Origin of the sequence: Photorhabdus sp. S10-54 (assembly GCF_963878145.1) — a bacterium.
GTDB lineage: Bacteria > Pseudomonadota > Gammaproteobacteria > Enterobacterales > Enterobacteriaceae > Photorhabdus > Photorhabdus kayaii.
The window spans coordinates 25,387-49,042 of sequence record NZ_CAWNXG010000011.1 but is presented as its reverse complement, the minus strand read 5'-3'; the positions used below and the strand labels follow the sequence as shown (position 1 = coordinate 49,042).

Below are 23,656 nucleotides of genomic sequence, written 5' to 3'. Positions count from 1 at the left end.
GTTATTGTTCCTCTTTTCTAAGTTCAACTTCGCTCGCTCTGATATGCACCAGAATGTGGTACTGCTGTCCTGTGTCTTTCACACGGATAACCTTTTTCCATTCGGATTGATTAATATCGGCATAGCGAACGATAACGCCGATGTAACGGCTATTTTTTTCCAGCGGGATGACTGGCAGTGGCTTGTACTGCCCCGGCAATAAGGTGTAATCCTGATGGTCGATATAATTTTTCCCCAGCGCTTTATCCAGCTTGTCACTCGCTAGTTGGTCATAATCAGCAGCAAGTAGACGGGAATCTTCACTGAGATAGAGCAGATGCATTTCAACCGGAGTGGCTTCCCCATTTTTATTGAGGTTAATATCAGGTTCTGCCAGCAAAGTGATCGCGACGGTGGAAGGTAAGTTCGCAGGTTGACCAACAGGAGTCGATGGGTCCCAGACTACCTGTCCGACTTTCTTCGTTGCCTGCCATGCACTGCTACAACCGCTTAACATCAGCGCTGCCAGCAATACAAACCATACGGTATAGCAACCGGACCATGAGGTATTACCGCCGGAGAGCTTCATTACTGGCTATCCTCTAAACCTTGGCGCAAAGCACGGTCATAAGCTTGTTCATAGACTTCACCGAACAGTTTTTCGAATCCCTGTTGGCGGCTGGAAGCCAGTTCGCGGTAGTAATTGGTGTACATTTCCCATGCCCAGGTTGCATCTTTTTCCTGTGTCTCATTACTGCGGCGGTACTGGGAGAAACGACTCAGTAGATGTTCCGGTGAGAAAGCATCCAGCATAGTGTTCAAGGCGGCAGTGATCGCAATCCGGTTAGCCTGATAATGTAATTGCAAGTTATGTAAACTTTCAGCGACAGCGGAAGGGGCAGAGAGATGTACTGGGCTTTTTTGATCCGCAAACATCACCTGCATAGTGGTGTTGTAATCCATGTTCAGCCGTAGCGGATTATCTTCGATAGGGCGCAATTGCTTATCGCGCAGCCCATGCTGTGTACGTTGCAGTACCAGTAGACCTTCAATGGCTGCTTTCATGGTCTTACCCATTTCTTCCAGAAAGTCATTAGCCTGTTGGCTGTTATGCAAAGGCAATTGTGTGTTCAATCCTCGCATTAGTGGTGTGATAGCAACATGTTGCTGTTCCATATCTTGAAACTGTTCATTAAAAGGCGAAGAGATACCGGGTAAATCAACAAAATCCTGATCCATAGCATTGCCTCTGTTATCTGAGAGGGAAGAGAAAAATAATGGGGTACGGTAGTGGTCTTGTTGCAAGCTTCGGTCTACCTCGTTACTCACTGGTGTTTGGTCCAGTGTAGTCAGATTTTCGCTATCGAGAACCTTGAGCGGATCGTGACTGAAATCGTGTTTAATGGTGGGTGCCAAAGAACCATGATCGGTGAAAGCGGTATCTTGAGCAGGATCTTTTTCCATCATTGCGTCCAATGGATTGCTATAGCTGGAAACCAGTGATTCCGGTGATACTGTCATGGGATCAATGCGATCTGCATCAGAAAAACTGATATAACTTTTGATCACTAGTTTACCAATAGTAATTTCATCCGCTTGTTGCAGGCGGATGAAACCGGCACCAGCAATCAGGGGTGACTGATTCACAAATAGGGGACCCGCGATCATTTGTAAGCAAAATGCGCCATCACGCCACTGGATAGTAAATTGTGATGGATTGATATTACCCTGTTGATCTTGAACGGACCAAAGATGGCTTTCACTGCTGCCAACTGTGCCACCTTGAGTAGAGAATAGGCAGCTAGCCGCTTTGCCGCTTTCCAGTTGATCGCTGTTGATCACTCGTAATGAGAGAGTTGGCTGTTGTTTTTCCATCGTCTTTATTCACTCACTGAAATCGTGATAAAGGGTTTCTTTTCCGGCTCGCCGAGAAAGCTGGTCCACCCTAGGTTATTGTTTAATTTCGTGCCAAGTACCATGCCGCCTGCTTGGTTTTCGGCCAATCCAAGACGCAGATCCCAAGCCAATTGATCACGCAGGACAAAACAGAGAAACATCACTAGTGGCAGGAAATTCTTGCCGTCCGGGAGAAATGACAAGAAATGTTCACGTGAGAGGTCATTGATACATAACGTAAATTTACTATTACAGCTTCTCACCCATGAACCGAGAAAAAAATTTCTTCCTATTACGGACTGCTCAATCTTTGGTTTCCGACCTTTTATTTTCAGCATTCCACCCAAGCGGTTTTGTTGTGACGGCTCGATAGCGACTTTTCTGAGCTGCCAACCATGTACCGTAACATCCGATAGATCAAAACAATGTGAAACCAGGCTGCACATTACTTCTGGTGATCGACCGGGGCTAGCTAACAGGCCGGCATAGGCCAGCATTTTGCTATGGTTGATCTTCAAATGAGAACGGTTCACATCACTACCAAGTCCCACCAGAGCAAACATACGTTGAGAAAAATCGTCTTGTCCGTTTTTGTCAAAACAGATGTAATAACGGTATTTCCGCCAAATCTGATGAAGGATAACGATTGAGCGGTGATTGAAAACATTAAGAAAATTAGTTAGTTGGTTTTCATCCTGAGCATCTTCCCATGCTAACGAATCAAGGTAGTAACCTGGCATAGGCGATTGGCTGCCATGTAGCCCAAGAAAAGAGACTTCCATCTGGAAACGCCCTTCCTTGGAACGTTTTACAGAGATGACATCTCTGGTTGGGAAAGCCAGGCTGGCACTGGATTTAAATCGGATTGCTTCACGGTCTGGGCGGTTAGTTTGCCCAGTTTTTTCCCACGCTACCGCCAATTGGTTGAGTAGCTCGACCAATTGATAAAAGTTATATCTTGATATATCCAGTGTTTGATTTTCTGGCGAGTTTTCACTCGTTACATCAACGCATGTTGACCTGTCTGTTCCAGCCATTGATAACATTCCTGATTATCTAAATTGATTACCTTCAACATGTGGAAGGAGTTAACACTGGCATATAAGACAAAGAAGCGTGACAGTATGTTGCAAAATAGATAGAGTTCACCTTCAGAGCTGAAAGCCTGTTGCCGGATATACAATGTTGATTCTAGTCCGCGTACTGGCAGTCCTTTAAACAGACGATCTATTGGTTTTGTTTCAATCCGCTCGATTGCATCCAGCCGTTTTTGTGATGACCGAGATGACTGCCGGTTATGCAGACTAGGAAGATCATAAGTACGTAATACCTGTTTCAGTGCGTCTTTATCCAGTAATGTCATATAATTCAGTGACATATTCGAAATAAGTGACCAGTGGAACTTACCGCTCATCAGTGGATAAAGTGGAACAGACGGACGGGTTATGTTGCGGAATGAGGCAAGTGACGGGCTTCCTTTGGAAGGGTAATCAATATCACCTACCCGTAGTTGCAGTGGCAGTTCGCGGTTGGTACAAGTTAGTCGAATCGAGACATTTTCTTCACTTAATAGAAGTTGGGATTCATCACCACGAACAAAAGAGATGTAATGTTCAAGCCCTTTGCGGAATGGGGACTCCTTGATTCTGATCCGGAAATAGCGAGTATTGAGTTCGCTTTCGTGTTCGATTTGATGATGAAAACTTTCAAATGGCACATAGGACCGTCTACCATCCAGCCCTAGTTTAGGTTTACCATCAGGCCCGACTAACCAGCTTTCTACTTTATCAATGGAGAAAATATCGTAGCGATCAGGATTACTATAACTTGCTCTTAGTGGATATTCAGACTGACTGCCATTTAGCTGAATAACTTCACCATCCATTGGAAAGAGATTGATTGCCGGAACACAATGCAGCCGAAAAGTATCCTGACGAATTTTAATTTCTGGTGGCAGTGCTTCTGAAAAATAGAGATTCAGTGTGAAATCTGTGGCTTTAAGATCTGCCGGTAACTTAGGAAAACCAGTAACATCGAAAAATAAAAAACCTTCGGAAAAACAGAAGTACTCTTGTAAAACGCGATAACCCATATAGGCATTTTTCGGGTAAGGCAATAGAGCATCTTCCCGATTAAAACCTACTGGAACGAAGTCGAAATCCGGCAATGGAATCGTGGTATCGCCTACGACAAGTTTTGCATCTTCAAGGTAATAACTGAGCCAGAAATAGAGTTGTGTACTGCTGTAATCATCGCCACTTAGATAAAAACGCAGCTTGTCAAGTTGCAGTTCCTGTAAGTTAAGTTCTTTTTTTGAGGTGAAATTCAGGCCGATGACACCTTGCTCGTTACTATTATTGACCGAAATGTCCCGGATAGACATTGGAAACAGCCAGACATCGCGACATAAGGTGAAAGTACAACGATTGCCTTGACCTGTTTTTTGAGTATTAGTATTGCTTAAATAAGTATCTTCATCCTCATCATCTTCGCTAGCATCCGCCAGTAGACGACTCTTAATTTGAGTTCCGCGTTGGATCTGCGTAGCTTGTGTGGTGGCACTATCATCAGGCGTATATTGGATAATGGTCATGCTAGGCGTTGGCCGCAGGTAATTTGGCCATAGCATATGCAACAATCCATGAGTGAGTTCAGGGAATTCATCATCAATTTTTGCCCGTAAATTACCTGCGAGAAAGGCAAATCCTTCCAATAGACGCTCAACATCCGGGTCAGAGCCTTGTTCAGACAAAAATGAGGCGAGGTGAGGATGTTCAATTGCGGCTTGTCGCCCCAATTGCCTAAGGTAATCCAACTCCTCTCTAAAATATTTTTCAAGTGACATTTTATTGAGTCCGCTCTAGGCAATAACGCCGGTTGTTATCCAGTTGAATGTTAAATTCAACAACGTCATGAATATCATCCAGGGATACCTGCGCACTGATGTGAAAACGTAACAGCAGCGGATCACTATCATCATGGATTGCACTGACAGTGACTGACGATATTCTTGGTTCATAATTTCTGATGCAATGCACTATTGCTTGCTCAATACTCTGTTTAAAGTCAGTTGCCGTGGTTGTGGCATCATTGAGATCAATGACGCCAAGATCAACCGCACTCTGACAAGCACCCGGATGAGTATTGAGAACATGATTCAGGTGCCGTTTTATGGAGTTGAGCAGTTCACGCATTCTTGATTGGCGGGAAGAACCGGAGTTCTTCCCCTGAATACGCTCGAACAAGCTGGCAGAACCTTCTCTATTCCAACTGTATAGCGTAGCCATGACTGATTACTCCTTATCCAAGCGACCTACTAATGACAACTCAAAGCTAGCTCCCATATATTTAAAATGAGGGCGAACTTGCATTGCCACTTGATACCAGCCTGGATCTCCTTCCACATCCAAAACTTGGATTTGGGCAGAACGAAGAGGGCGACGGCTACGGACATCCGTTGGTGGATTTTCCTGATCAGCAATGTACTGTTTCAGCCAGGTGTTCAGTTCACGCTCCAAATCCTGACGCTCTTTCCAGGAACCAATCTGCTCGCGCTGCAACACTTTGATGTAGTGTGCAAGACGGTTGATGATGAACATATAGGGCAGTTGAGTACCCAGTTTGTAGTTGGTTTCAGCCATTTTCCCTTCGCGAGTATTTGGGAAAACTTTTGGCTTCTGAACTGAGTTAGCAGAGAAGAATGCAGCGTTGTCACTGCCTTTACGCATTGTCAGGGTGATAAAGCCCTCTTCCGCCAATTCGAATTCACGGCGATCGGTAACTAAAACTTCTGTTGGGATCTTAGCCTGGATCTGTCCCATTGCTTCGAATAGGTGAACCGGCAGATCACTGACAGTCCCCCCGCTTTGTGGTCCGATAATGTTCGGACACCAGCGATATTTGGCGAAGCTGTCAGTCAAACAGGCTGCCAGTAGATAAGCGGTATTACCCCACAGGAAATGCTCATGATCTTTGCTGACATCTTCCTGATAGTTAAAGTTTTTGATTGGGTTTTCAATCGTTGAATAAGGTAGACGCAACAAGAAGCGCGGTGCAGTCAGACCAAGGTAACGTGCATCCTCCGATTCGCGCAGCGAACGCCATTTAGTGTGTGCCGGGCCTTCGAAGACAGATTTCAGATCCTTAATCGCTGGTAACTCGGTAAAACTGCTGATACCAAAGAAATCAGGTGAAACGGAAGAGAGGAATGGCGCGTGAGCCATTGCGCCAACCGCACTGACGTATTGCATTAGTTTGATATCGGGTGAGCTATTGCTGAATGCATAGTTACCGATGACCGCAGCGACCGGTTCACCACCAAACTGGCCATAACCTGTTGAATAAACATGCTTGTATAAGCCTGACTGAATGATTTCTGGTGAAAATTCGAAATCTTCCAGTAACTCTTCTTTGGTTGCATGGATGATGTTTATTTTGATGTTTTCACGGAAATCTGTGCGATCAACCAGCAATTTCAGCGAACGCCAGGATGATTCCAGTTCTTGGAACTCTTTAGCGTGCATAATTTCATCGACTTGAGTGCTGAGTGTTTTATCAAGCTCAACAATCATTCTATCAACGACAAGCTTGTTGACAGGCTCTTCGCTAGTACCGGTATCCAAAATACTGCTGATAAAAGCGGCTACACCCTGTTTCGCGATGTGGTAGCCATCATTTTCCGGCGTCATTCTTGCTTGAGACATGATCTCGTCAAGCAAAGAAGTCGTGGACCCTGGGGTTAATGTTGTACTGCTCTCTTCATGCAAGGACATGTTAAAAACTCCTTTTCAGTCAATTACTTTTGATTGACGATTTCAAGCTCTTTTAGAAGTTGTTCGCGGACTTTTTCATCACCCAATAATTCCTGTAGGCGGGTGCGAAATGCCGGAATATTTCCTAGTGGCCCTTTTAGTGCGACGAGCGCCTCACGCAGTTCTAAAAGTTTATTTAATTCAGGCACTTTCTTCGCCACGTTATCGGGTGAAAAATCATTGAGTGATTTTATTTCTAGGTTAACTGGCAGGTCATCTCCGTTATTATCATTAAGACGATTGGGGACACTAAAAGTGAGATTGATATTGGCCTCATTCATCACGGCATTAAAGTTATTCTTGTTCACAGAAACAGCTTGCCGTTCTTCAATTGGCGTATCTTCTTTTGTTCCTTTGAGGTCACCAACGATAAGTAGGTTAAGGGGTAATTCAATTTCGGCGACTTGATCACCAGTATTCGGAACGTATTTGATATTAATTCTTTCTTTCGGCGCTACGCTACCTGAACCATTTTTACTCATATTTGAATCCTTTGGGTAATACAATTAGTCAATTAGGAATTATCTGATAACAATATTGATGAGAGAGCTGACCTTGATACCTACCTATATGTGACGGAGAACATAAAATTCCCCCTGACTAAAAAACGGGAGATTCACTGCATTGAGTTGGATAGTAAGCTGACTTTTATGAGCATATAGATAAATACGGAATTCAGAATATTCTTACTCATCGAGCAATAGCATCAATATAGATGTGCTCTGCAAAGCAGAGTTTCGCATTTTGTTTTTTTATTGTAAAGCTAAAATATATGTAGATATACCTCTCTATTTGGCATTTTGATGATTTTATTTTATTTAGCAATAAGTTACATCTTGGTTCTTTCTTAATCACTCCCTTGTTTGAAGTACTCTATAATAGGTATAGAACAGCATGCGTTTTTTTATATTTATGACATTTTATGATTTTTTGTTTCATTATGTAACAAAGTATTTCTAAGTGTATTTTTGTTTATATTTTGTAAGTTAAGTTAATAATGGAAATATTATTTCCATTATTAACTAAGTGGAAAAGTTTAATTTTTTGATCCAGTTATCAATTTTTAATTGAACAAAATATAATTTAGACCAAAATCACAAAAATACTTTAATTTCATATAGATATGAAATTATAGCTAACAATCAAACTGGCATTTATAGTTTATTTTCCTGAAAATAAATAAAATAATAGATTTATTATCTTAAAATGGTATTAATTATAATATTTTTATTTGTTAGTGATGGTTCAATGATTTTGCAATTTATATTTTATTTTGAAACGAGCCGGTTGGTATTTATTATCCATTTCAGCGTTCAATACATTTGTCAGTGATTTTTCCCAACATGAAATAATCACTATTGAAATTAATATGATCGCTACCTTAATGTTGACACAATCTCTATAAAGGATATTTCTATGCCAACTCCATGTTATATTTCCATCACCGGAAAAACACAGGGCAATATTACTGCGGGTTCATTCACTGCTGAATCAGTAGGCAATATTTACGTTCAGGGCCACGAAGATGAAATGCTGGTTCAAGCATTTGATCATGTCGTCACCGTACCAACTGATCCTCAATCAGGTCAGCCTTCAGGTCAGCGTGCTCATAAACCATTCCGTTTTACAGTTGCATTAAATAAATCTGTTCCATTGCTTTATAACGCGTTGGCTTCGGGTGAAATGCTGACGAGTGTAGTATTGAAATGGTATCGCACTTCTGTTGAAGGGAAACAAGAGCATTTCTTCACGACGCAGTTGGAAGATGCCACTATTATCGACATTGATTGCCAAATGCCTCATTGTCAGGACCCAACAAAATCTGAATTTACTCAGCTGGTTCGTGTTTCTCTGTCTTATCGTAAGATTAATTGGGAGCATACAACCGCAGGTACTTCCGGCGCAGATGATTGGCGTGCACCTATTGTTGCTTGATAGGTAATGTAATCATTCAGCCAATGAAATATCTCTTCATTGGCTGAAAAGCTTAATTTTTCTTTATTTTAAGTTGAAGATTTTTAATAACTGTCTTCAACTTCTTTCAGCTTTTTTGATTTTTTTTCTTTCTCTCCCTTTCATTTTTTACACGTACTATTTAACGATATTACTTAATGATCTCGATAACATTCGGTCATTTTTTCTGGCTTTTCTTTTGATTATTTTTCCATATAGTGAGTGTTAACATTTTTCAATCTCTGTTCCTGATTGGTGATTTTGTGAACATCAACATAAGATCTTGTATATTTAATTGTTCGTTTAATGTCTTGTTTTTTTAATTGCACAATTCTTGTTGTTTGTAATTACGTAAATACTACTTATGATTTTCAGTGAAAATGCAGATAACATTACTCATTAAATATTACATTAGGTCCGGTCAGAATTTTTCACTTATCCTAAATTTTAATTAATATGACTAAAGAGATCGCTAGGAGTAAAGGTAAGGAGTCTGACATTTTTGTCGCTAATAGGGCTATAATAGGGCCTTACCATCTGTCCCATCTACTGGGATGGGTTTTTAGTTGTCAGGTACTCTATCTGGCAATCAACCTATTCTCTGCTCTGGGGTCTGAAATTAATGCTAAGTTATCGTCACAGTTTTCATGCCGGTAATCATGCTGATGTACTGAAACACACTGTACAAAGCTTGATCATTGAATCTCTTAAAGAAAAAGAGAAACCTTTTCTCTATCTGGATACGCATGCCGGTGCGGGCCGCTATCAACTCAGTAGTGAACATGCTGAACGTACCAGTGAATATCTGGAAGGGATTGCCCGCGTCTGGCAGCGTGAAGATTTACCGCAGGAGTTGAACGCTTATATGAGTGCAGTAGCTGCACTGAATCAGAGTGGCAACTTACGTTACTATCCAGGATCGCCTTTAATCGCCCGCCATTTGTTACGACAGAATGATAAGTTCAATCTGACAGAACTGCATCCGAGTGACTTTCCTCTAATACGTAATGAATTCTCCCGTGATAACCGCGCCAGAGTTGTGCGTGAAGATGGTTATCAGCAATTAAAATCACAATTGCCACCACTGAGTCGCCGCGGATTCATTCTTATTGATCCACCTTATGAACTGAAATCGGATTACCAAGCGGTTGTACAGGCTGTTCAGGAAGGCTATAAACGTTTTGCAACTGGTGTTTATGCATTGTGGTATCCAGTGGTGTTACGCCAGCAAATCAAACGGCTGGTTAAAGAGCTGGAAGCAACTGGCATTCGCCGTATTCTACAAATTGAGTTGGCTGTCCGGCCTGATAGCGATCAGCGAGGCATGACCGCCTCTGGCATGATAGTGATTAACCCACCTTGGAAACTGGAACAGCAGATGAAATCGGTGTTGCCGTGGTTACATCAGGTTCTGGTGCCGGAAGGAATGGGTCACACTTTGGTTAAATGGGTGGTGCCAGAATAGCTTTTAACAATGGCAGCGAGAGCCAAAACCATCGCGACTGCTTGATATTTTTTGCCATAATAGGCTTTGGGTATTAACTCCCTTGAATTGATTAGATGGAAACAATCCGGATGAGCAAACATTACGACTATATAGCGATTGGTGGTGGCAGTGGTGGCATAGCATCAATTAACCGTGCGGCTATGTACGGGCAGAAATGTGCCCTAATTGAAGCTAAGGCATTGGGTGGAACGTGTGTCAATGTGGGCTGTGTTCCGAAGAAAGTGATGTGGCATGCGGCGCAAATTGCTGAATCTATCCACCAATATGGGCCAGATTATGGCTTTGATACGACAATCAACCGCTTTAACTGGAAGACACTCATTGCCAGTCGCACTGCTTATATCGATCGTATCCACCAGTCTTATGGGCGTGGCTTGGGTAACAATAAAGTTGATGTGATCCAGGGGTTTGCCCATTTTGTTGATGCACATACGGTTGAAGTGAATGGTGAAAAAATCACCGCAGATCATATTCTGATTGCGACAGGTGGCCGCCCTGTGCGGCCTGATATACCAGGATCAGAATATGGTATTGATTCTGATGGTTTTTTTGCATTGGAAGAGATGCCAAAGCGGGTTGCGGTTGTTGGCGCAGGTTATATTGCCGTAGAAATTGCTGGTGTATTGCATGCTCTTGGTAGTGAAACTCATCTATTTGTGCGTCAACATGCACCGTTGCGTTCTTTTGATCCGATGATTGTTGAAACACTCTTGGAAGTCATCAATACCGAAGGACCTACTTTGCATACAGAATCGGTGCCAAAATCAGTAAGTAAAAATGCGGATGGTAGCCTGACCTTGCAACTGCAAAATGGCAAAGAACAAACCGTTGATACCCTAATCTGGGCTATTGGCCGTGAGCCCGCAACGGATAATCTGAATTTGTCTGTAGCCGGTGTTGAGTTGAATGAAAAAGGCTACATCAGAGTTGATGAATACCAGAATACGAATGTGAAAGGTATTTATGCAGTAGGTGATAACACCGGTGCAGTGGAATTAACCCCCGTAGCGGTTGCAGCAGGTCGTCGTTTGTCTGAGCGCTTGTTTAACAATAAACCAGAAGAACATCTGGATTACACCAATATTCCAACTGTCGTATTCAGCCATCCGCCTATTGGTACTGTGGGGCTGACTGAACCTCAGGCGAAAGCGCAATTTGGTGAAGAGCAGGTGAAAACTTATCAATCTTCTTTTACTGCGATGTATACCGCTGTCACTCAACATCGCCAGCCGTGCCGGATGAAATTGGTATGTGTCGGGCCGGAAGAGAAGATTGTTGGCATTCATGGTATCGGCTTCGGAATGGATGAAATGCTGCAAGGTTTCGCTGTTGCATTGAAGATGGGGGCAACGAAGAAAGACTTTGATAACACGGTTGCAATTCATCCCACTGCGGCGGAAGAGTTTGTTACTATGACACGTTAGTGTAGGAATCCCACCTGCACACCTTCCATCCTCTGGAAGATGCTGAATTAGGCCAGGATTAGTTCTGGCCTTTTTTATGCCCATTCACCAACCTCCTAGATTTTATCGGAGTTACTTTCAGCAGATAGAGTAATAAAGTCTGATTTAAGAATGGCGGTGATAGACTAGCGATGTAGTCTTTCTAAGCACGAAAGTGTTCCATGATTGGTTAGACCCTATTGCTCATGCATTTTCTGCACATATGATTTTTCCCTACCAGAAGTTATCTGAAATCCTGTGCGTAAACGCCCGCTTAACTGCGATTATGAGCTAATCAGGGAATTAGTCGGCACTTTGCAATTTAGTTTTTTCTAGATATATAACTATCTGAAAATATGAGTATTTTAATTATACGAAAAGGGGAAAGTGAAAGCTGTCACTATCTGAGGGAAAAACATGTCTTATAGCCGTATAGGAAGCGCTAAATATCAAAAAAGGAGTCCAATAATGAACTCCCTTGTTTGCAAGTGGAAATCTATAGTCATTCATCAGTATCTTCGGTTTCGGAGGTGTTCATAATGTCTGCAATCATCTGATCTGCCGCCTCTTTTGCTTGCTCGTTTAATCTTAGTGCTTCTTGATCTATATCAACTTTTCCTTGAAGAACTATTTTATTGATGTTGGCTCATGAGCCAACATCAGTTGGGGTCACGAGTGCATTTTTATGAGCTTTGTTAATAGCTGTTGCTGTTACAGTATTTGCAACATTTGTGTCGTATTCTTCTTCGAGAGCTGTGTAAGCACTTATCTCGTGTAGTATACGACCTGTTCCTGTACTTTTAGTCATGTCGATTTACCTTTGGTGAGTCTGGATCAATCAGTCTTAATTTGAAAATTAACTGCTTGAGCAGTTAGAGCTAGCAGAACCACGGCGAAATCAAATTGTTAGAATAAAATAACGTTCGTAATAGTATTAGTTAGGAACTTGACTTAAGTGTATAGCTAAGTAAGCAGGTAGTTGATTGATGTCGTTTTGATGAAGCAATTTTCCCATTTTAGGTAACATTTTCACTCCTGTTTAGAGTGGGGGCTTAGGGGGTGACTACATGGTAAGTATTTTCAAAAAATTAGTCATAATTATTAACCTATAAATATGGACTTTTTGCTTTTCTGTGACTAATATTATTAAAATATTATTTTTTTAGTCACTGCAATGCGTTGGTTGATATAATGGTGAAAAACAATGATTAGTTCAAATGAACTAGTAGCGTTGTCTAGATTAGCTTTATCCGGCAAAGAGTCTGATGTAAGGCTTTATCTTGCGAAATTGGTACGTAAATTAAGAAAAACGGAGCCACAATTAGGCACTGAAATAGAAGGTCTACTCAAATCTCAACCTGCCAGGTCTAACAGTGTTTTTCGTCGCAAACAGCGTTCTGAAGAAGAGACAGGGTTGTTTGAACCCAACATAGACAATGCTATTCCCTTACTAAAGTCATTTGATTGCTCTATTTCTGGGGAAGAGCCTTTACTTGATAAAAAGTTAAAGCAAACCTTAACGAATATACTTAAAGAAAGACAATCTAGTGAGCTATTAAATGAAAGTGGCCTATTTCCTACAAGTTCTATAATTTTTCAAGGTCCTCCTGGCGTTGGTAAGACCATGACTGCTAGGTGGTTAGCAGGAAAACTAAATCTCCCATTCTATGCTCTTGACTTAACCGCAGTAATGAGTAGTTACTTAGGTAAAACTGGTAGCAACTTACGTAAAGTTATCGATTTTGCTAAGTCACACCCCTGTGTTCTGTTGTTAGATGAAATTGATGCAATTGCCAAACGTCGAAGTGATGAAGGTGATGTTGGAGAACTAAAGCGTTTAGTGACTGTAATGCTACAAGAATTAGAAGATTGGCCAACAGGTGGTCTTTTAATTGCTGCAACAAATCACCCAGAGTTAGTCGACCTTGCCTTATGGAGAAGATTTGATGTTGAGATTTTCTTTGAAAATCCTAGCGAATCCTTTGTAACTGAAGCTATTTATAAATTCCTAGGACAGGATAAAGATGAGTTTTTACCTTGGATCGATTTAATTCAATTAAGCTTGGTTGGAACTTCATATAGCAATATTCGTAGGGTCATTTATAAACTTCGGAAGATGAAGATTCTAAATCCTAAGGATTTTGAGCAAAACATACTGAGTTATGTTCTGCCGGATATTGAAATGAAAACTAGAGCAGAAAGGATTGAGCTAGCAGTTAAGGCTGTTTCAGAAATAGGAATGTCACAGCAAAAAGCAGCAAAAGTATTTGGATGTAGTCGAGACACGATCCGGAAGCGATTGAACTAAAAGGACTCGTAAGGAAAGTAAATGCCGAAGAAAAACTATATTATTGGTAAGGCTGAAGAGCTAACAAGTTTGACGCCACCTCCTAGAATTCCCCCTTCAAGTAGAGGGCTATATACTATTGAGGAGTCAATTACACGGTTAGTACCACAATTTGAGCATGTGGTTGAAGAGCTTAAACAATATGAAAGCTCGATATGTCCGCGAGATTATGTTGTTACAAAGCTTACTTTACACCCGTCATATATAGCAAAAGGCCACTTTCCTAAACGTTTGTTGAGAGAAATAGGCGTACACTCTATTGGGAGTCGTGCTACTGAAGTAAGACCGGATCGCTGGACAAAAAAAGGTCAACCTAAAATATCGCCATCGACGGCTCTTTATATTGCCGGAAAACGTGAGCAGCTTAAACAATTCGGCCAGAAACTAAAAGATTTTACAAATGAAACTCCTGGTTCTGATGATTTGCAGAAAATATGGAGTATCGAAACTATAGAACCAGACTCGAAAGTTAAACCAGGTCTAGTAGAGAAACCTGTAGAGTTTGAAGTAGGTGTCCAGTTAATTCCTGGTAGCTCAAGTGACTTTATTAAGGCTTCTGTACTAACTTATTCCCGTTCAATAGGCTTTGTACCAGATGAAGATATATCAATAATGGTATCAAACTTATGGTTTGTGCCAATGATGGGCTCAGAACAACATCTCAGGCAGTTAGCGAAACATCCATTTGTGCGTGTTGTAAGGCCGATGCCTATGCTAAGGGCATTTCAGCCAATGGTTCGCTCTATGTCCGTACCTTCTCCGGTTCAATTACCTTCAGAGCCACCATTAGCAAATGATGTAAGAGTTGCCATATTAGATGGAGGATTGCCAGTAAGTCACCCTCTGCACCCTTGGGTTCGAGATTATAAATTATCTGACGCTCAAGCATCTGACTGCGAAGGTGGGCCAGAACATGGAATTGGTGTTTCGTCCGCTTTCCTTTTCGGACCTATTGAACCTGGTAAAACTCCTGCACGACCATACTCATATATTGATCATCATAGAATCTTGGATTCATATATTGATAAAGAAGATCCTTTTGAGCTTTATCGGACACTTGGGCATATTGAAGACATTCTTCTTTCCCGACAATACGAGTTTATAAACTTAAGTTTAGGACCTGATTTAGCTATTGATGATGATGAAGTTCATGCATGGACTTCCTTGCTAGACAGCTACCTTGCTGATGGAGAAACTTTCTTTACCGTTGCTGCTGGTAATAATGGAGAAGCAGATCATGCAACCCAACTCAATAGAATCCAAGTACCTTCTGATTGTGTAAATGCTGTAGCTGTTGGTGCTGCTGATACATTGCGACCTGAATGGGCTAGAGCTCCATATAGTGCTATTGGGCCAGGTAGGGCACCAGGCAGAGTAAAACCTGATTTACTGGGTTTTGGGGGATCCCCGAAAGATTATTTTCATGTATTAGCCTCAAGTTCTCAGCCTAGAACAGTTCCAGTACAAGGAACCAGTTTTGCTTCTCCTTACGTTCTTCGCAATGCAGTCGGAATAAGAGCCGTGATGGGGCATGAGTTATCTCCGTTAGCTATTAAAGCTCTCTTGGTTAACTCTGCCGATAGTCAAGGTCATGATGTGTCAGAAGTTGGTTGGGGGAAAGCACCTGATAATGTAGAACAGTTAATAGAATCGCCGGATGGTGTTGCGCGTATTTTGTATCAAGGTGAGTTGAGCCCTGGAAAGTATTTGCGGGTACCGTTGCCTATTCCAGATTCTGGGATTAATGGAAAAGTTACCATCAAAGCAACATGCTGTTTTTCTACTCCTGTAGATCCTCAAGATTCCTCTATGTATACAGAAGCTGGCGTTGAAATTAGTTGGATTCCGAAGGATGGAAAACTGAAGGAGTCTTTTTTTCAACAAGTAAAGATTGCGACAGAAGCAGAGCTAAGGCGTGATGCGGCGAAATGGGAATCTGTTTTGCACGCTCAAAAATCTAAATTTGGTAACAAACTAGAGAAACCCGCTTTCGAGCTTCATTATATGGCTAGAGATGGTGGCGGGGCTATTGATGGCGCCAAAGCACCGATAATCAAATATGCATTTGTTGTAACTTTGGAAGCTCCAAAACATAAGCAATTATTCACCGATATTTTGCAATCCTATGCTGATATTCTGACAGAGATACAGCCAAGGGTATCAATCATTCCACAAGTTCAAATTTAATGCTTTCAGTAGGTTAAAATCTAGCCCTACTGCTTCCTATGCTAAATCGCTGGTCTAGATGCTTTATATTGAACACTGTATTTGACTTCAGTCCGGTAATTTGTACTGATATTGTTGAGTCATCTTTGCTAGCTGATTGTACAAACTGCCTATGTTTACAAATTTTTGTGTACTCATCCAAACGGAGTTCAGACAAAGCACACAAGGTAACTTTAGTCCTTACTATTTTCTCAGACGTCCTCAGCTTAAAGGTATTTAACCTGAGGTTTGCTTAAGAAGGGAACTAAGTGCCTGAGGCACGATCAAAGTTTTTGTCAAAGAAAACAAAATCGTGAGATCCTCAGGCATGTCTAATTTAGAAGAGCTTTACTGTGGCGTCGATGACTTTTGCCAAAAATTTATTCCTCTCTGGCATCAACAGTTAATTGAAAATGGCTTGCTCAAACGTCGCCGCGACGCTTCCCTTTCTCTCAGTGAAGTGATGACGATACTCATTTTATTCCACATGAGCCATTATCGTGATTTTAAAACGTTTTATATTCAGCATGTTAAACACTATCTTCAGGCCGATTTTCCCCGGTTGGTCAGCTACACCCGGATGTTAACCTTGAAACAAAGGGCGCTCATTCCTCTCTGTGCTTTTCTTTCGTCACGCAAGGCCCAAACCCAGGGTATCGCCTTTATTGATTCAACCAAAATTGCTGTTTGTCACAATCTCCGTATTCCCCGTCATCGCGTATTTGAGGGTGTCGCACAGCGAGGGAAAACGAGTACAGGCTGGTTTTATGGCTGTAAACTTCATCTGGTTATCAATGATTGTGGTGAACTTTTAGCGGTTAAGCTGACCTCAGGAAATAAAGATGATCGTCATCCCGTCAAAGCGCTGGTACAAGGGTTAACAGGGTGTTTGTATGGCGATAAAGGGTATTTGTCACAGGCCTTGTGTGATGAACTGGAAGCAGAAGAAATAACGTTAATCACTCATGTCCGCAGTAACATGAAGGCAAAAGCGTTATCTCTGTGGGATAACCTGATGTTAAGAAGGCGATTTTTAATAGAAAGTGTGCCGCAGGCATACAAACTAGCCGCATAGGAAATGCAGCCAGTATGTAGCGTAAGCTCAGGAGGAGATGGTGGCAGGCCCACCGAAGTCTGCTGTCGGAAGCCGGCTTCAAACTACCTCAAGCGGCTGCCGTAAAGAGCGGGGGTCGTGAGCGTTGAGGTCAAAGCGCGAACAAAAAAAAGTTCGGCAGGTAGGGTACAGAGAGACGAGTAAAACCGAACCTATGTGGACGCGTCGTAAAGAAGAGAGTTGACATCAAAACCGGGGGCGTTTCTATCTTCCGGGATAAATCTGTGAGTGGATCCGAATGCTGCGCAGGTGGTGTCCGGCGTAGAGTGGGCGTGACTTTGTATCGGGTTCTTTCTGGGAACTGCGGGAACCTGTCATCACGATGTTAAGGAAGAAATGCAAGTCACTAAATTGACAAGTATGAGAGTACCGAAGCGTGATACAGGGGCGGAGTGACTCGTAGTAGTGAGGAAATATTTGTAATGAATGTGGAGCGAAGGGGTCACGTCAGGCAGCCTTACCCGGTATCCAACTGTCAGGCAGGAGGAGAACGGAGGTTAAGGCAAAGCCGTTTGTCATTGATAAAAGGGAGGTGTACCGTGCTTGGTTATTGGTTAAGGCCAATCAAGGTGCGGCAGGCGTGGAGGGTCAAACCCTCGCGGATTTTGAATCAAACTTAAAAGGGAATTTGTATAAACTCTGGAACCGCTTATCATCGGGCAGTTATTATCCGCCCCCAGTAAAAGGTGTCGCCATTCCCAAGAAATCGGGAGGTGAACGCCTGCTGGGTATTCCTACTGTAGCGGATCGTGTGGTACAAATGGTGGTCAGGCTTCATTTCGAACCGCTTGTTGAGCCTCATTTTCTGCCGGATTCTTATGGCTACCGCCCGAATAAATCGGCGATTGATGCCATCCGAGTCACAAGGCAGCGATGCTGGCAGCAGGATTGGGTACTGGAGTTCGATATCAAGGGGTTGTTTGACAATATTCCTCATGATTTACTCATGAAAGCCGTGAGGAAACACACAAACAGTCCGTGGATCTGCCTGTACATCGAACGCTGGCTAACGGCACCGATGAAATGCAATGGTGAGGTGTTATTCCGGGAGAAAGGCACCCCACAGGGCGGTGTGATTAGCCCTATACTGGCAAATTTATTTCTGCACTACGTTTTCGACAAGTGGATGCAGAAATATTATCCCCGGATGAAATGGTGTCTCTATGCAGATGATGGACGGGTTCATTGCCAGAGTGAAGCTCAGGCCAGAGAAATCTGGCAAATGTTGGAACACCGTTTCAGGGAATGTGGACTGGTACTGCATCCGGACAAAACCCGGATTGCTTACTGTAAGGATGTCGAACGAAAAGGAAAATATGAATATACCCGTTTTGATTTTCTGGGATATACATTCAGACCAAGGTGGGTCAAGAACCGTAAAAGAAACAGTTTGTTTGTGAGTTTTACACCGGCAGTCAGCAAAGCGGCCCAAAAAGCCATGAGATTCAAAATTCGCAAGTTGAAAATCCGAATGCGGACAGAACTGAACCTGATACAACTGGCAAACTGGCTAAACCCCATAATCAATGGCTGGTTGAATTATTATGGGCAATTTTGCCGGTGGGAACTGTATAAGGTCTTCAGGCAACTCAACAAAGCGCTGGTGCGCTGGGCCAGGCGAAAGTTCAAGGCACTGAGCAGACACAAAACCCAAGCCTCAAAACTGCTTCAAAGGATCGCAAAGCAGCATAAGGGGTTGTTTGCCCATTGGCGGGCAGGAATGACAGGCGTGTTTGCCTGATGGGAGCGGTATGAGTCGAGAGGCTCACGTACCGTTCTGCGAGAGGCTGCGGGGGCAGTTCCCGTGGCCTACTCAACCGGTTGTGGATCAGCTCAAAAATATTTCTCAGATAGCGCATTCAAGACACCGCAGTCAGCTCGGTTTTTTATTGGAAATCGTCGCGGGCTTAATTGCTTATACATTCCAACCTAAAAAACTGAGCTTGAATTTACGGGATTGTGATATCGCCATTTTTAAACGAAGCTGAGGTTATTTACAATTTGCACTATTAACTTCTAACTTCTGTTTTCTGGAAAACACTCCTTAAAAACTACAAAAGGTGCTCTTTTATCAGTAATTAATGAAAACTCTGGAAAGTGTTCACAAGTGAGGTGAATTCAGCTTTTCCAGAAAAATTCCAGATTTAAGGTGTAGGAGTAACGATGCAGTGATGTTATTGAACCCTATCTATAACATTTTTCTAAAGGCCGATTTCATTCGGCCTTTCTCTTATCAATCTCTCTCATCAGAGGTAGGTGTAAGGATTTGTGCACAAACGCATATTGCTTACTGATCGTTCAGATGAGTAAGCAAACTACCAACGTAATAGATGTTCAAAGACTTGCCTGGGATTTACCTCGATGGATATTAGAAAAACTCTATCAACTCCTTAGCAAAAATTGACGAAAGATCACAATATGCTTGCTTTCTATACAATGATTCTGTGGGAGTAGGCTATGATAATACGGTGATGTTGTTGAAAATCTGCTTATATGTAGTTTTAAATTCTGGAAAATATCCTTCAGAGAATCAAATTTAGTGAGCTTTTTTAAGGATTCAAATAAGGACTTAAATGTGGACAAACCTCAACAGCAAAGCCGAAGAGCTTTTCTCAGCCAAACGGGTAAATTCACTACCGCTTGTGCGGCGGTTTCCTTGACCGGGGGGATCGTGCAGGCTATACCATCAACAACCACTGCCGCTAATACATCATTGATGCAGACTACCCTTATTGATAGCCATTACTATCTGAGAGATGTGCTATTGGAGGATGGGTTTGAATATAATGGCGATATTGTGATTGGCACACGTACCGCATTATATACATTGGAAATCAAAGATGGTCGGATTGCTGCAATCCATGCTGCGAGTGTGCTACTAAATACGCATTTGCCATGCTATCAAGCGCAGGGACAGCTGTTGTTGCCTACTTTCCGTGATATGCACATTCATCTAGATAAGACTTACTACGGTGGTCCGTGGCAGGCACCGTTACCCCGCCAGGGTAAAACCATTATAGATATGATCGCTCAGGAACAAACTCTGATCCCCAAACTACTGCCTACTTCACAGCAACGAGCGGAGGGTTTGATCGCTCTGTTGCAATCCAAGGGCAGTACGGTAAGCCCGTAGCCATTGTAATATTGATCCGGTTAGTGGTTTGAAGAGTCTGGAGCATTTGCAGTATGCGTTAGATAATCACCGTGATGATTTCAGTTGTGAAATTGTTGCTTTTCCTCAGCACGGTTTGCTGCACTCCAAAGTGGAGGGACTGATGCGTGAGGCGATGCAAATGGGGGTACAGTATGTTGGTGGGTTGGACCCTACTAGCGTGGATGCTGCGATGGAAAAATCACTGGATACTATGTTCCAGATTGCACTCGATAATAACGCTGGTGTGGATATTCATCTGCATGAGGTAAGCCCAGCGGGTGTTGCTGCTATCAACTATATGATTGATACGGTGGAGAAGATATCTGCTTTGCGTGGTAAGGTCACTATCAGCCACGCCTTCGCCCTGACCACATTGGATGAGGAGAAACTAACAGAAACCGCTTCCCGTTTGGCGGAGCAGCAAATCACGATAGCTTCCACCGTGCCTATTGGTAGCTTGATGATGCCGTTGCCGCAACTCATGGCTAAAGGGGTATTTATTATGACGGGTACTGATAGTGTGATTGATCACTGGTCGCCGTTTGGCACGGGTGATATGTTGGAAAAGGCTAATTTTTACGCGCAGTTGTACCGTGGCTCAGATGAATTTCATCTTTCCCGCGCTATGGCTATTGCTACTGGCGGTGTGTTGCCGCTTAATGACCAGGGGCAGCGTATTTGGCCGCGGGTAGGTGATAAGGCGGAATTTGTCTTGGTGGCAGCTAGTTGCTCTGCTGAGGCCGTGGCACGTTTGCCTGCCCGTCAGGCGACGTTCCATCAGGGGCGTTTGGTGGCCGGTGCTGTAATCAGGTCTTGATCCAAAAGAAGTACAATCGGTTAATTATTCCCTTATCAATAGTTGTTTTTGGTCTTCTGCCTATGTTTCGGGAGTTTTCACATGACTGAGCGCAGGCGGAAGTGACTTAACGTTCCATATTCAGCCATTCGACAATAAAATCAGCTACCTGTTCAGGTTGATTGATATTCAATTGTGGCAAAATAGTCTCCAATTTTTCATCACTGGCAACAGCAATCACATGTTGATCAAGAAGATCGCTTAATCGGTGGTTAAGAGTGTTGTGGTATAGAACGATCTTGTTGATTGGCTCATCTTTAAAACCTTCCACTAGAATCAAATCCAGTAAATTTAGATCAAAACGGCTGGCAAGATAGTTCAAATCTACTTTCATCAAATCTGGCGTTTCTGTCATTAACGCCCAGCGTTGCTGGTTGGCAACCAGAGTTTGCTCTGCACCGGCTTTGCGCAGTTCATAACTGTCTTTGCCCGGTTTATCCACATCCACATCGTGATGGGTGTGTTTTATCAGACCAACCCGGATTTGCCGTTGACGTAATAGTGGAATCACTTGTTTGAGCAGTGTGGTTTTTCCTGTTCCGCTATAGGCTGTAATACCTAGTAGCGGAAGCGATTTGGTACTCATTTTTTGATCTCCTGTATATGCTCCCAATGTCGGCAATCTTCCGGTGTATTCAGATTAGTAAAGACGATGGGATTATCATCAAATTGAACGGCTATCGCTCTGATCTTATGCATAAACAGTATTAATTTGCGATCACCGTTAGCCAAATAATTCTCTAATTGAGAAGTCAGACTGCGGTGTAGTAAAGCGATGGTAGGGTGAGCCCGGTAGCCATCATTTACATAGGCTGCCAATGCTTGCTGTTTTCCCTGCCATAAGCGAATGACTAAATCAGTAGGGAGATCTGGTACATCACAAGGAACAAATATAACCCAATCGTAACTAGCTGATTTTAGGACTGTCAGTATGCCTGAAAGGGGGCCAGAGAAGTCTGGTGTTAAATCTGGAACAATTTGATAACCACTTTGTCGGTAAATATCCAGATTGCGGTTCGCGTTGATAATTAATTCATCTACTTGTGGAAATAGCTTATCCGCAATATGTTGGTACAGTGGTTTTTTATTTAAAAAAATTAACCCTTTATCATTGCCGCCCATACGGGTGGCGCGGCCTCCAGCAAGGATTGCGCCGCTTATTTTTGGTTGCATAATGTTCAAGTTATCAACTGAGGTAGTTATTACCACTAATAATAACTTCTTTTCAGCTTGGTTATTTGGGTTCAACTGAGCATTTTTAAAATAAGCTCACCAGATAATTTGCTGATAAAAGGGTCATCTTTACGCTTATTGACAGAGCAATCCTTTCTCTATGTGGTCATCCCTGTTAATTTGTATAGCCGTTATTACAGATTAATCAAGAGAATAGAATGTGCTAACAAACCAGTCTGCTTTTAATTTCCGGGAATTAACACCGGATTTGATTATGGATGCATTGGTGCAGACCGGGCTGTATGTCGATTCCGGGCTGACAGAGTTAAACAGTTATGAGAACCGTGTTTATCAGTTTATAGATGAAGATCGTAAACGTTATGTTGTGAAGTTTTACCGGCCACTACGTTGGGATCAGCAGCAGATTCAGGAAGAGCATGATTTTGCTTTGGCGCTACAACAAGCTGATTTACCTGTTGCGGCACCTTTGGTATTTAATAAGCAAACTTTACTGACTTTTAAAGATTTCTTTTTTGCCGTTTTTCCAAGCATCGGTGGGCGTCAGTATGAATCCGATAATCTCTTTCAATTAGAAGATGTAGGGCGTTTGCTAGGGAGAATTCATCAGATTGGCCGCCGGCAGAAATTCACTTCTCGCCCAACTATCGGGTTAAATGAGTATCTGCATCAACCACGACAGGATTTGGCTGTATGTGAGTTGGTTCCTGCGGGACAGAGAAGGCAATTTTTGGCGGTATTGGATGATTTGATAAATGCCGTAGTATCAAATTGGCGCGATGATTGGCAAATATTGAGGCTTCATGGTGACTGCCATCCGGGTAATATCTTGTGGCGTGACGAAGCTTGGTTTGTTGACCTTGATGATGCGCGTAACGGCCCAGCAATTCAGGATTTATGGATGTTGCTTCATGGCTCTCGTCAGGAACAGCTATTGCAGTTAGATACACTGCTGGAAGCCTATAGTGAATTTGCAGATTTTGATCCGAAGGAATTGCCATTGATAGAACCATTGCGTGCTATGCGAATGATCTACTATTTGGCATGGGTTACCCGACGTTGGCAGGATCCTGCTTTCCCTAAAGCATTTCCTTGGATGACAGATACCGATTTTTGGTTAAAACAGACGTCGCTTTTTTCTGAACAGATTAAGCTGTTACAGGGATCACCTTTGCAGCTTAACCCAATGTATTAATGTTTA

Annotated in this window: 17 protein-coding genes and 3 pseudogenes; 10 read left to right on the top strand and 10 right to left on the bottom strand. The window is 42.6% G+C overall.

Annotated elements, in window-relative coordinates; genetic code table 11:
- Position 1: 1 nt before the first annotated feature.
- Genes tssJ through tssB form a run of 7 tightly spaced genes read right to left on the bottom strand, consistent with a single transcriptional unit; the run spans position 2 to position 7,168 of the window.
- Positions 2-568, bottom strand: a complete 567-nt coding sequence (tssJ, locus tag AACQ83_RS08380; RefSeq protein ID WP_112878157.1) for a type VI secretion system lipoprotein TssJ — start codon at positions 566-568, stop codon at positions 2-4.
- Positions 568-1,854: a type VI secretion system-associated FHA domain protein TagH gene (gene tagH / locus AACQ83_RS08375; RefSeq protein ID WP_112878156.1), complete on the bottom strand. Its 1,287-nt coding sequence runs from the start codon at positions 1,852-1,854 to the stop codon at positions 568-570. The genes tssJ and tagH overlap by 1 nt, the downstream gene beginning before the upstream one ends.
- 5 nt (positions 1,855-1,859) lie before the next feature.
- Positions 1,860-2,912: a type VI secretion system baseplate subunit TssG gene (gene tssG, locus AACQ83_RS08370; RefSeq protein WP_112878155.1), complete on the bottom strand. Its 1,053-nt coding sequence runs from the start codon at positions 2,910-2,912 to the stop codon at positions 1,860-1,862.
- The gene (tssF, locus tag AACQ83_RS08365; RefSeq protein ID WP_112878154.1) at positions 2,876-4,720 is read right to left on the bottom strand and encodes a type VI secretion system baseplate subunit TssF; all 1,845 of its coding nucleotides are present in this window, start codon (positions 4,718-4,720) and stop codon (positions 2,876-2,878) included. Before tssF ends, tssG begins: the two co-directional genes overlap by 37 nt.
- Before the next feature lies 1 nt (position 4,721).
- Complete coding sequence (gene tssE, locus AACQ83_RS08360) at positions 4,722-5,162, bottom strand: type VI secretion system baseplate subunit TssE (protein ID WP_112878153.1); 441 nt, start codon at positions 5,160-5,162, stop codon at positions 4,722-4,724.
- A gap of 6 nt (positions 5,163-5,168) precedes the next feature.
- Complete coding sequence (tssC, locus tag AACQ83_RS08355; RefSeq protein ID WP_112878152.1) at positions 5,169-6,647, bottom strand: type VI secretion system contractile sheath large subunit; 1,479 nt, start codon at positions 6,645-6,647, stop codon at positions 5,169-5,171.
- A 23-nt stretch (positions 6,648-6,670) separates the two neighbouring features.
- On the bottom strand, positions 6,671-7,168 hold the full coding sequence (tssB, locus tag AACQ83_RS08350; protein WP_112878151.1) for a type VI secretion system contractile sheath small subunit: 498 nt from the start codon (positions 7,166-7,168) through the stop codon (positions 6,671-6,673).
- A 934-nt stretch (positions 7,169-8,102) separates the two neighbouring features.
- On the opposite strand from tssB, the gene AACQ83_RS08345 reads away from it, so the two are divergent.
- The 3 genes from AACQ83_RS08345 to gorA all read left to right on the top strand — a co-directional run bounded on the left by AACQ83_RS08345 (position 8,103) and on the right by gorA (position 11,570).
- The gene (locus AACQ83_RS08345; protein ID WP_112878150.1) at positions 8,103-8,621 is read left to right on the top strand and encodes an Hcp family type VI secretion system effector; all 519 of its coding nucleotides are present in this window, start codon (positions 8,103-8,105) and stop codon (positions 8,619-8,621) included.
- 640 nt (positions 8,622-9,261) lie between these two features.
- The gene (locus AACQ83_RS08340) at positions 9,262-10,104 is read left to right on the top strand and encodes a 23S rRNA (adenine(2030)-N(6))-methyltransferase RlmJ (RefSeq protein WP_112878149.1); all 843 of its coding nucleotides are present in this window, start codon (positions 9,262-9,264) and stop codon (positions 10,102-10,104) included.
- 110 nt (positions 10,105-10,214) lie between these two features.
- Entirely contained in the window at positions 10,215-11,570 is a 1,356-nt protein-coding gene (gene gorA / locus AACQ83_RS08335; protein ID WP_112878148.1) for a glutathione-disulfide reductase, read from the top strand.
- Positions 11,571-12,234: 664 nt separating this feature from the next.
- Here the strand turns inward: gorA and AACQ83_RS08330 are convergent.
- Positions 12,235-12,396 carry a hypothetical protein gene (locus tag AACQ83_RS08330; RefSeq protein WP_205068647.1) on the bottom strand — a complete coding sequence of 54 codons (162 nt, stop codon included), beginning with the start codon at positions 12,394-12,396 and terminating at the stop codon, positions 12,235-12,237.
- Positions 12,397-12,792: 396 nt separating this feature from the next.
- Between AACQ83_RS08330 and AACQ83_RS08325 the strand changes: the two genes are divergently transcribed.
- The 6 genes and pseudogenes from AACQ83_RS08325 to AACQ83_RS08300 all read left to right on the top strand — a co-directional run bounded on the left by AACQ83_RS08325 (position 12,793) and on the right by AACQ83_RS08300 (position 21,225).
- Positions 12,793-13,896, top strand: a complete 1,104-nt coding sequence (locus AACQ83_RS08325; protein WP_112878147.1) for an AAA family ATPase — start codon at positions 12,793-12,795, stop codon at positions 13,894-13,896.
- Positions 13,897-13,917: 21 nt separating this feature from the next.
- Positions 13,918-16,122, top strand: a complete 2,205-nt coding sequence (locus AACQ83_RS08320; protein WP_112878146.1) for a S8 family peptidase — start codon at positions 13,918-13,920, stop codon at positions 16,120-16,122.
- A gap of 346 nt (positions 16,123-16,468) precedes the next feature.
- Positions 16,469-17,203: pseudogene (locus AACQ83_RS08315) on the top strand (IS982 family transposase); the annotation flags it as partial.
- A gap of 631 nt (positions 17,204-17,834) precedes the next feature.
- On the top strand, positions 17,835-18,995 hold the full coding sequence (gene ltrA / locus AACQ83_RS08310) for a group II intron reverse transcriptase/maturase (RefSeq protein ID WP_240000741.1): 1,161 nt from the start codon (positions 17,835-17,837) through the stop codon (positions 18,993-18,995).
- A gap of 88 nt (positions 18,996-19,083) precedes the next feature.
- Positions 19,084-19,242 (top strand): annotated as a pseudogene (locus tag AACQ83_RS08305) (IS982 family transposase); the annotation flags it as partial.
- Positions 19,243-19,829: 587 nt separating this feature from the next.
- A pseudogene (locus AACQ83_RS08300) lies at positions 19,830-21,225 on the top strand (amidohydrolase family protein).
- Between the two features lie 106 nt (positions 21,226-21,331).
- On the opposite strand, the gene mobB reads toward AACQ83_RS08300, so the two are convergent.
- Together mobB and mobA are read right to left on the bottom strand one after the other, a co-directional pair.
- Complete coding sequence (gene mobB / locus AACQ83_RS08295) at positions 21,332-21,850, bottom strand: molybdopterin-guanine dinucleotide biosynthesis protein MobB (protein WP_112878144.1); 519 nt, start codon at positions 21,848-21,850, stop codon at positions 21,332-21,334.
- The gene (mobA, locus tag AACQ83_RS08290; RefSeq protein WP_192881026.1) at positions 21,847-22,437 is read right to left on the bottom strand and encodes a molybdenum cofactor guanylyltransferase MobA; all 591 of its coding nucleotides are present in this window, start codon (positions 22,435-22,437) and stop codon (positions 21,847-21,849) included. The genes mobB and mobA overlap by 4 nt, the downstream gene beginning before the upstream one ends.
- Positions 22,438-22,657: 220 nt before the next feature.
- Between mobA and AACQ83_RS08285 the strand changes: the two genes are divergently transcribed.
- Positions 22,658-23,650 carry a serine/threonine protein kinase gene (locus AACQ83_RS08285; RefSeq protein WP_112878143.1) on the top strand — a complete coding sequence of 331 codons (993 nt, stop codon included), beginning with the start codon at positions 22,658-22,660 and terminating at the stop codon, positions 23,648-23,650.
- Positions 23,651-23,656: the final 6 nt, after the last annotated feature.

What these genes read in the sequence shown, in the direction of transcription:
- gorA (WP_112878148.1), top strand. Translation starts at nt 10,215, where the DNA reads ATGAGCAAACATTACGACTATATAGCGATTGGTGGTGGCAGTGGTGGC.
- tssF (WP_112878154.1), bottom strand. Translation starts at nt 4,720, where the DNA reads ATGTCACTTGAAAAATATTTTAGAGAGGAGTTGGATTACCTTAGGCAA.
- tssE (WP_112878153.1), bottom strand. Translation starts at nt 5,162, where the DNA reads ATGGCTACGCTATACAGTTGGAATAGAGAAGGTTCTGCCAGCTTGTTC.
- tssG (WP_112878155.1), bottom strand. Translation starts at nt 2,912, where the DNA reads ATGGCTGGAACAGACAGGTCAACATGCGTTGATGTAACGAGTGAAAAC.
- mobA (WP_192881026.1), bottom strand. Translation starts at nt 22,437, where the DNA reads ATGCAACCAAAAATAAGCGGCGCAATCCTTGCTGGAGGCCGCGCCACC.
- AACQ83_RS08320 (WP_112878146.1), top strand. Translation starts at nt 13,918, where the DNA reads ATGCCGAAGAAAAACTATATTATTGGTAAGGCTGAAGAGCTAACAAGT.
- tssC (WP_112878152.1), bottom strand. Translation starts at nt 6,647, where the DNA reads ATGTCCTTGCATGAAGAGAGCAGTACAACATTAACCCCAGGGTCCACG.
- AACQ83_RS08340 (WP_112878149.1), top strand. Translation starts at nt 9,262, where the DNA reads ATGCTAAGTTATCGTCACAGTTTTCATGCCGGTAATCATGCTGATGTA.
- AACQ83_RS08325 (WP_112878147.1), top strand. Translation starts at nt 12,793, where the DNA reads ATGATTAGTTCAAATGAACTAGTAGCGTTGTCTAGATTAGCTTTATCC.
- mobB (WP_112878144.1), bottom strand. Translation starts at nt 21,850, where the DNA reads ATGAGTACCAAATCGCTTCCGCTACTAGGTATTACAGCCTATAGCGGA.
- AACQ83_RS08330 (WP_205068647.1), bottom strand. Translation starts at nt 12,396, where the DNA reads ATGACTAAAAGTACAGGAACAGGTCGTATACTACACGAGATAAGTGCT.
- tssB (WP_112878151.1), bottom strand. Translation starts at nt 7,168, where the DNA reads ATGAGTAAAAATGGTTCAGGTAGCGTAGCGCCGAAAGAAAGAATTAAT.
- AACQ83_RS08345 (WP_112878150.1), top strand. Translation starts at nt 8,103, where the DNA reads ATGCCAACTCCATGTTATATTTCCATCACCGGAAAAACACAGGGCAAT.
- tssJ (WP_112878157.1), bottom strand. Translation starts at nt 568, where the DNA reads ATGAAGCTCTCCGGCGGTAATACCTCATGGTCCGGTTGCTATACCGTA.
- tagH (WP_112878156.1), bottom strand. Translation starts at nt 1,854, where the DNA reads ATGGAAAAACAACAGCCAACTCTCTCATTACGAGTGATCAACAGCGAT.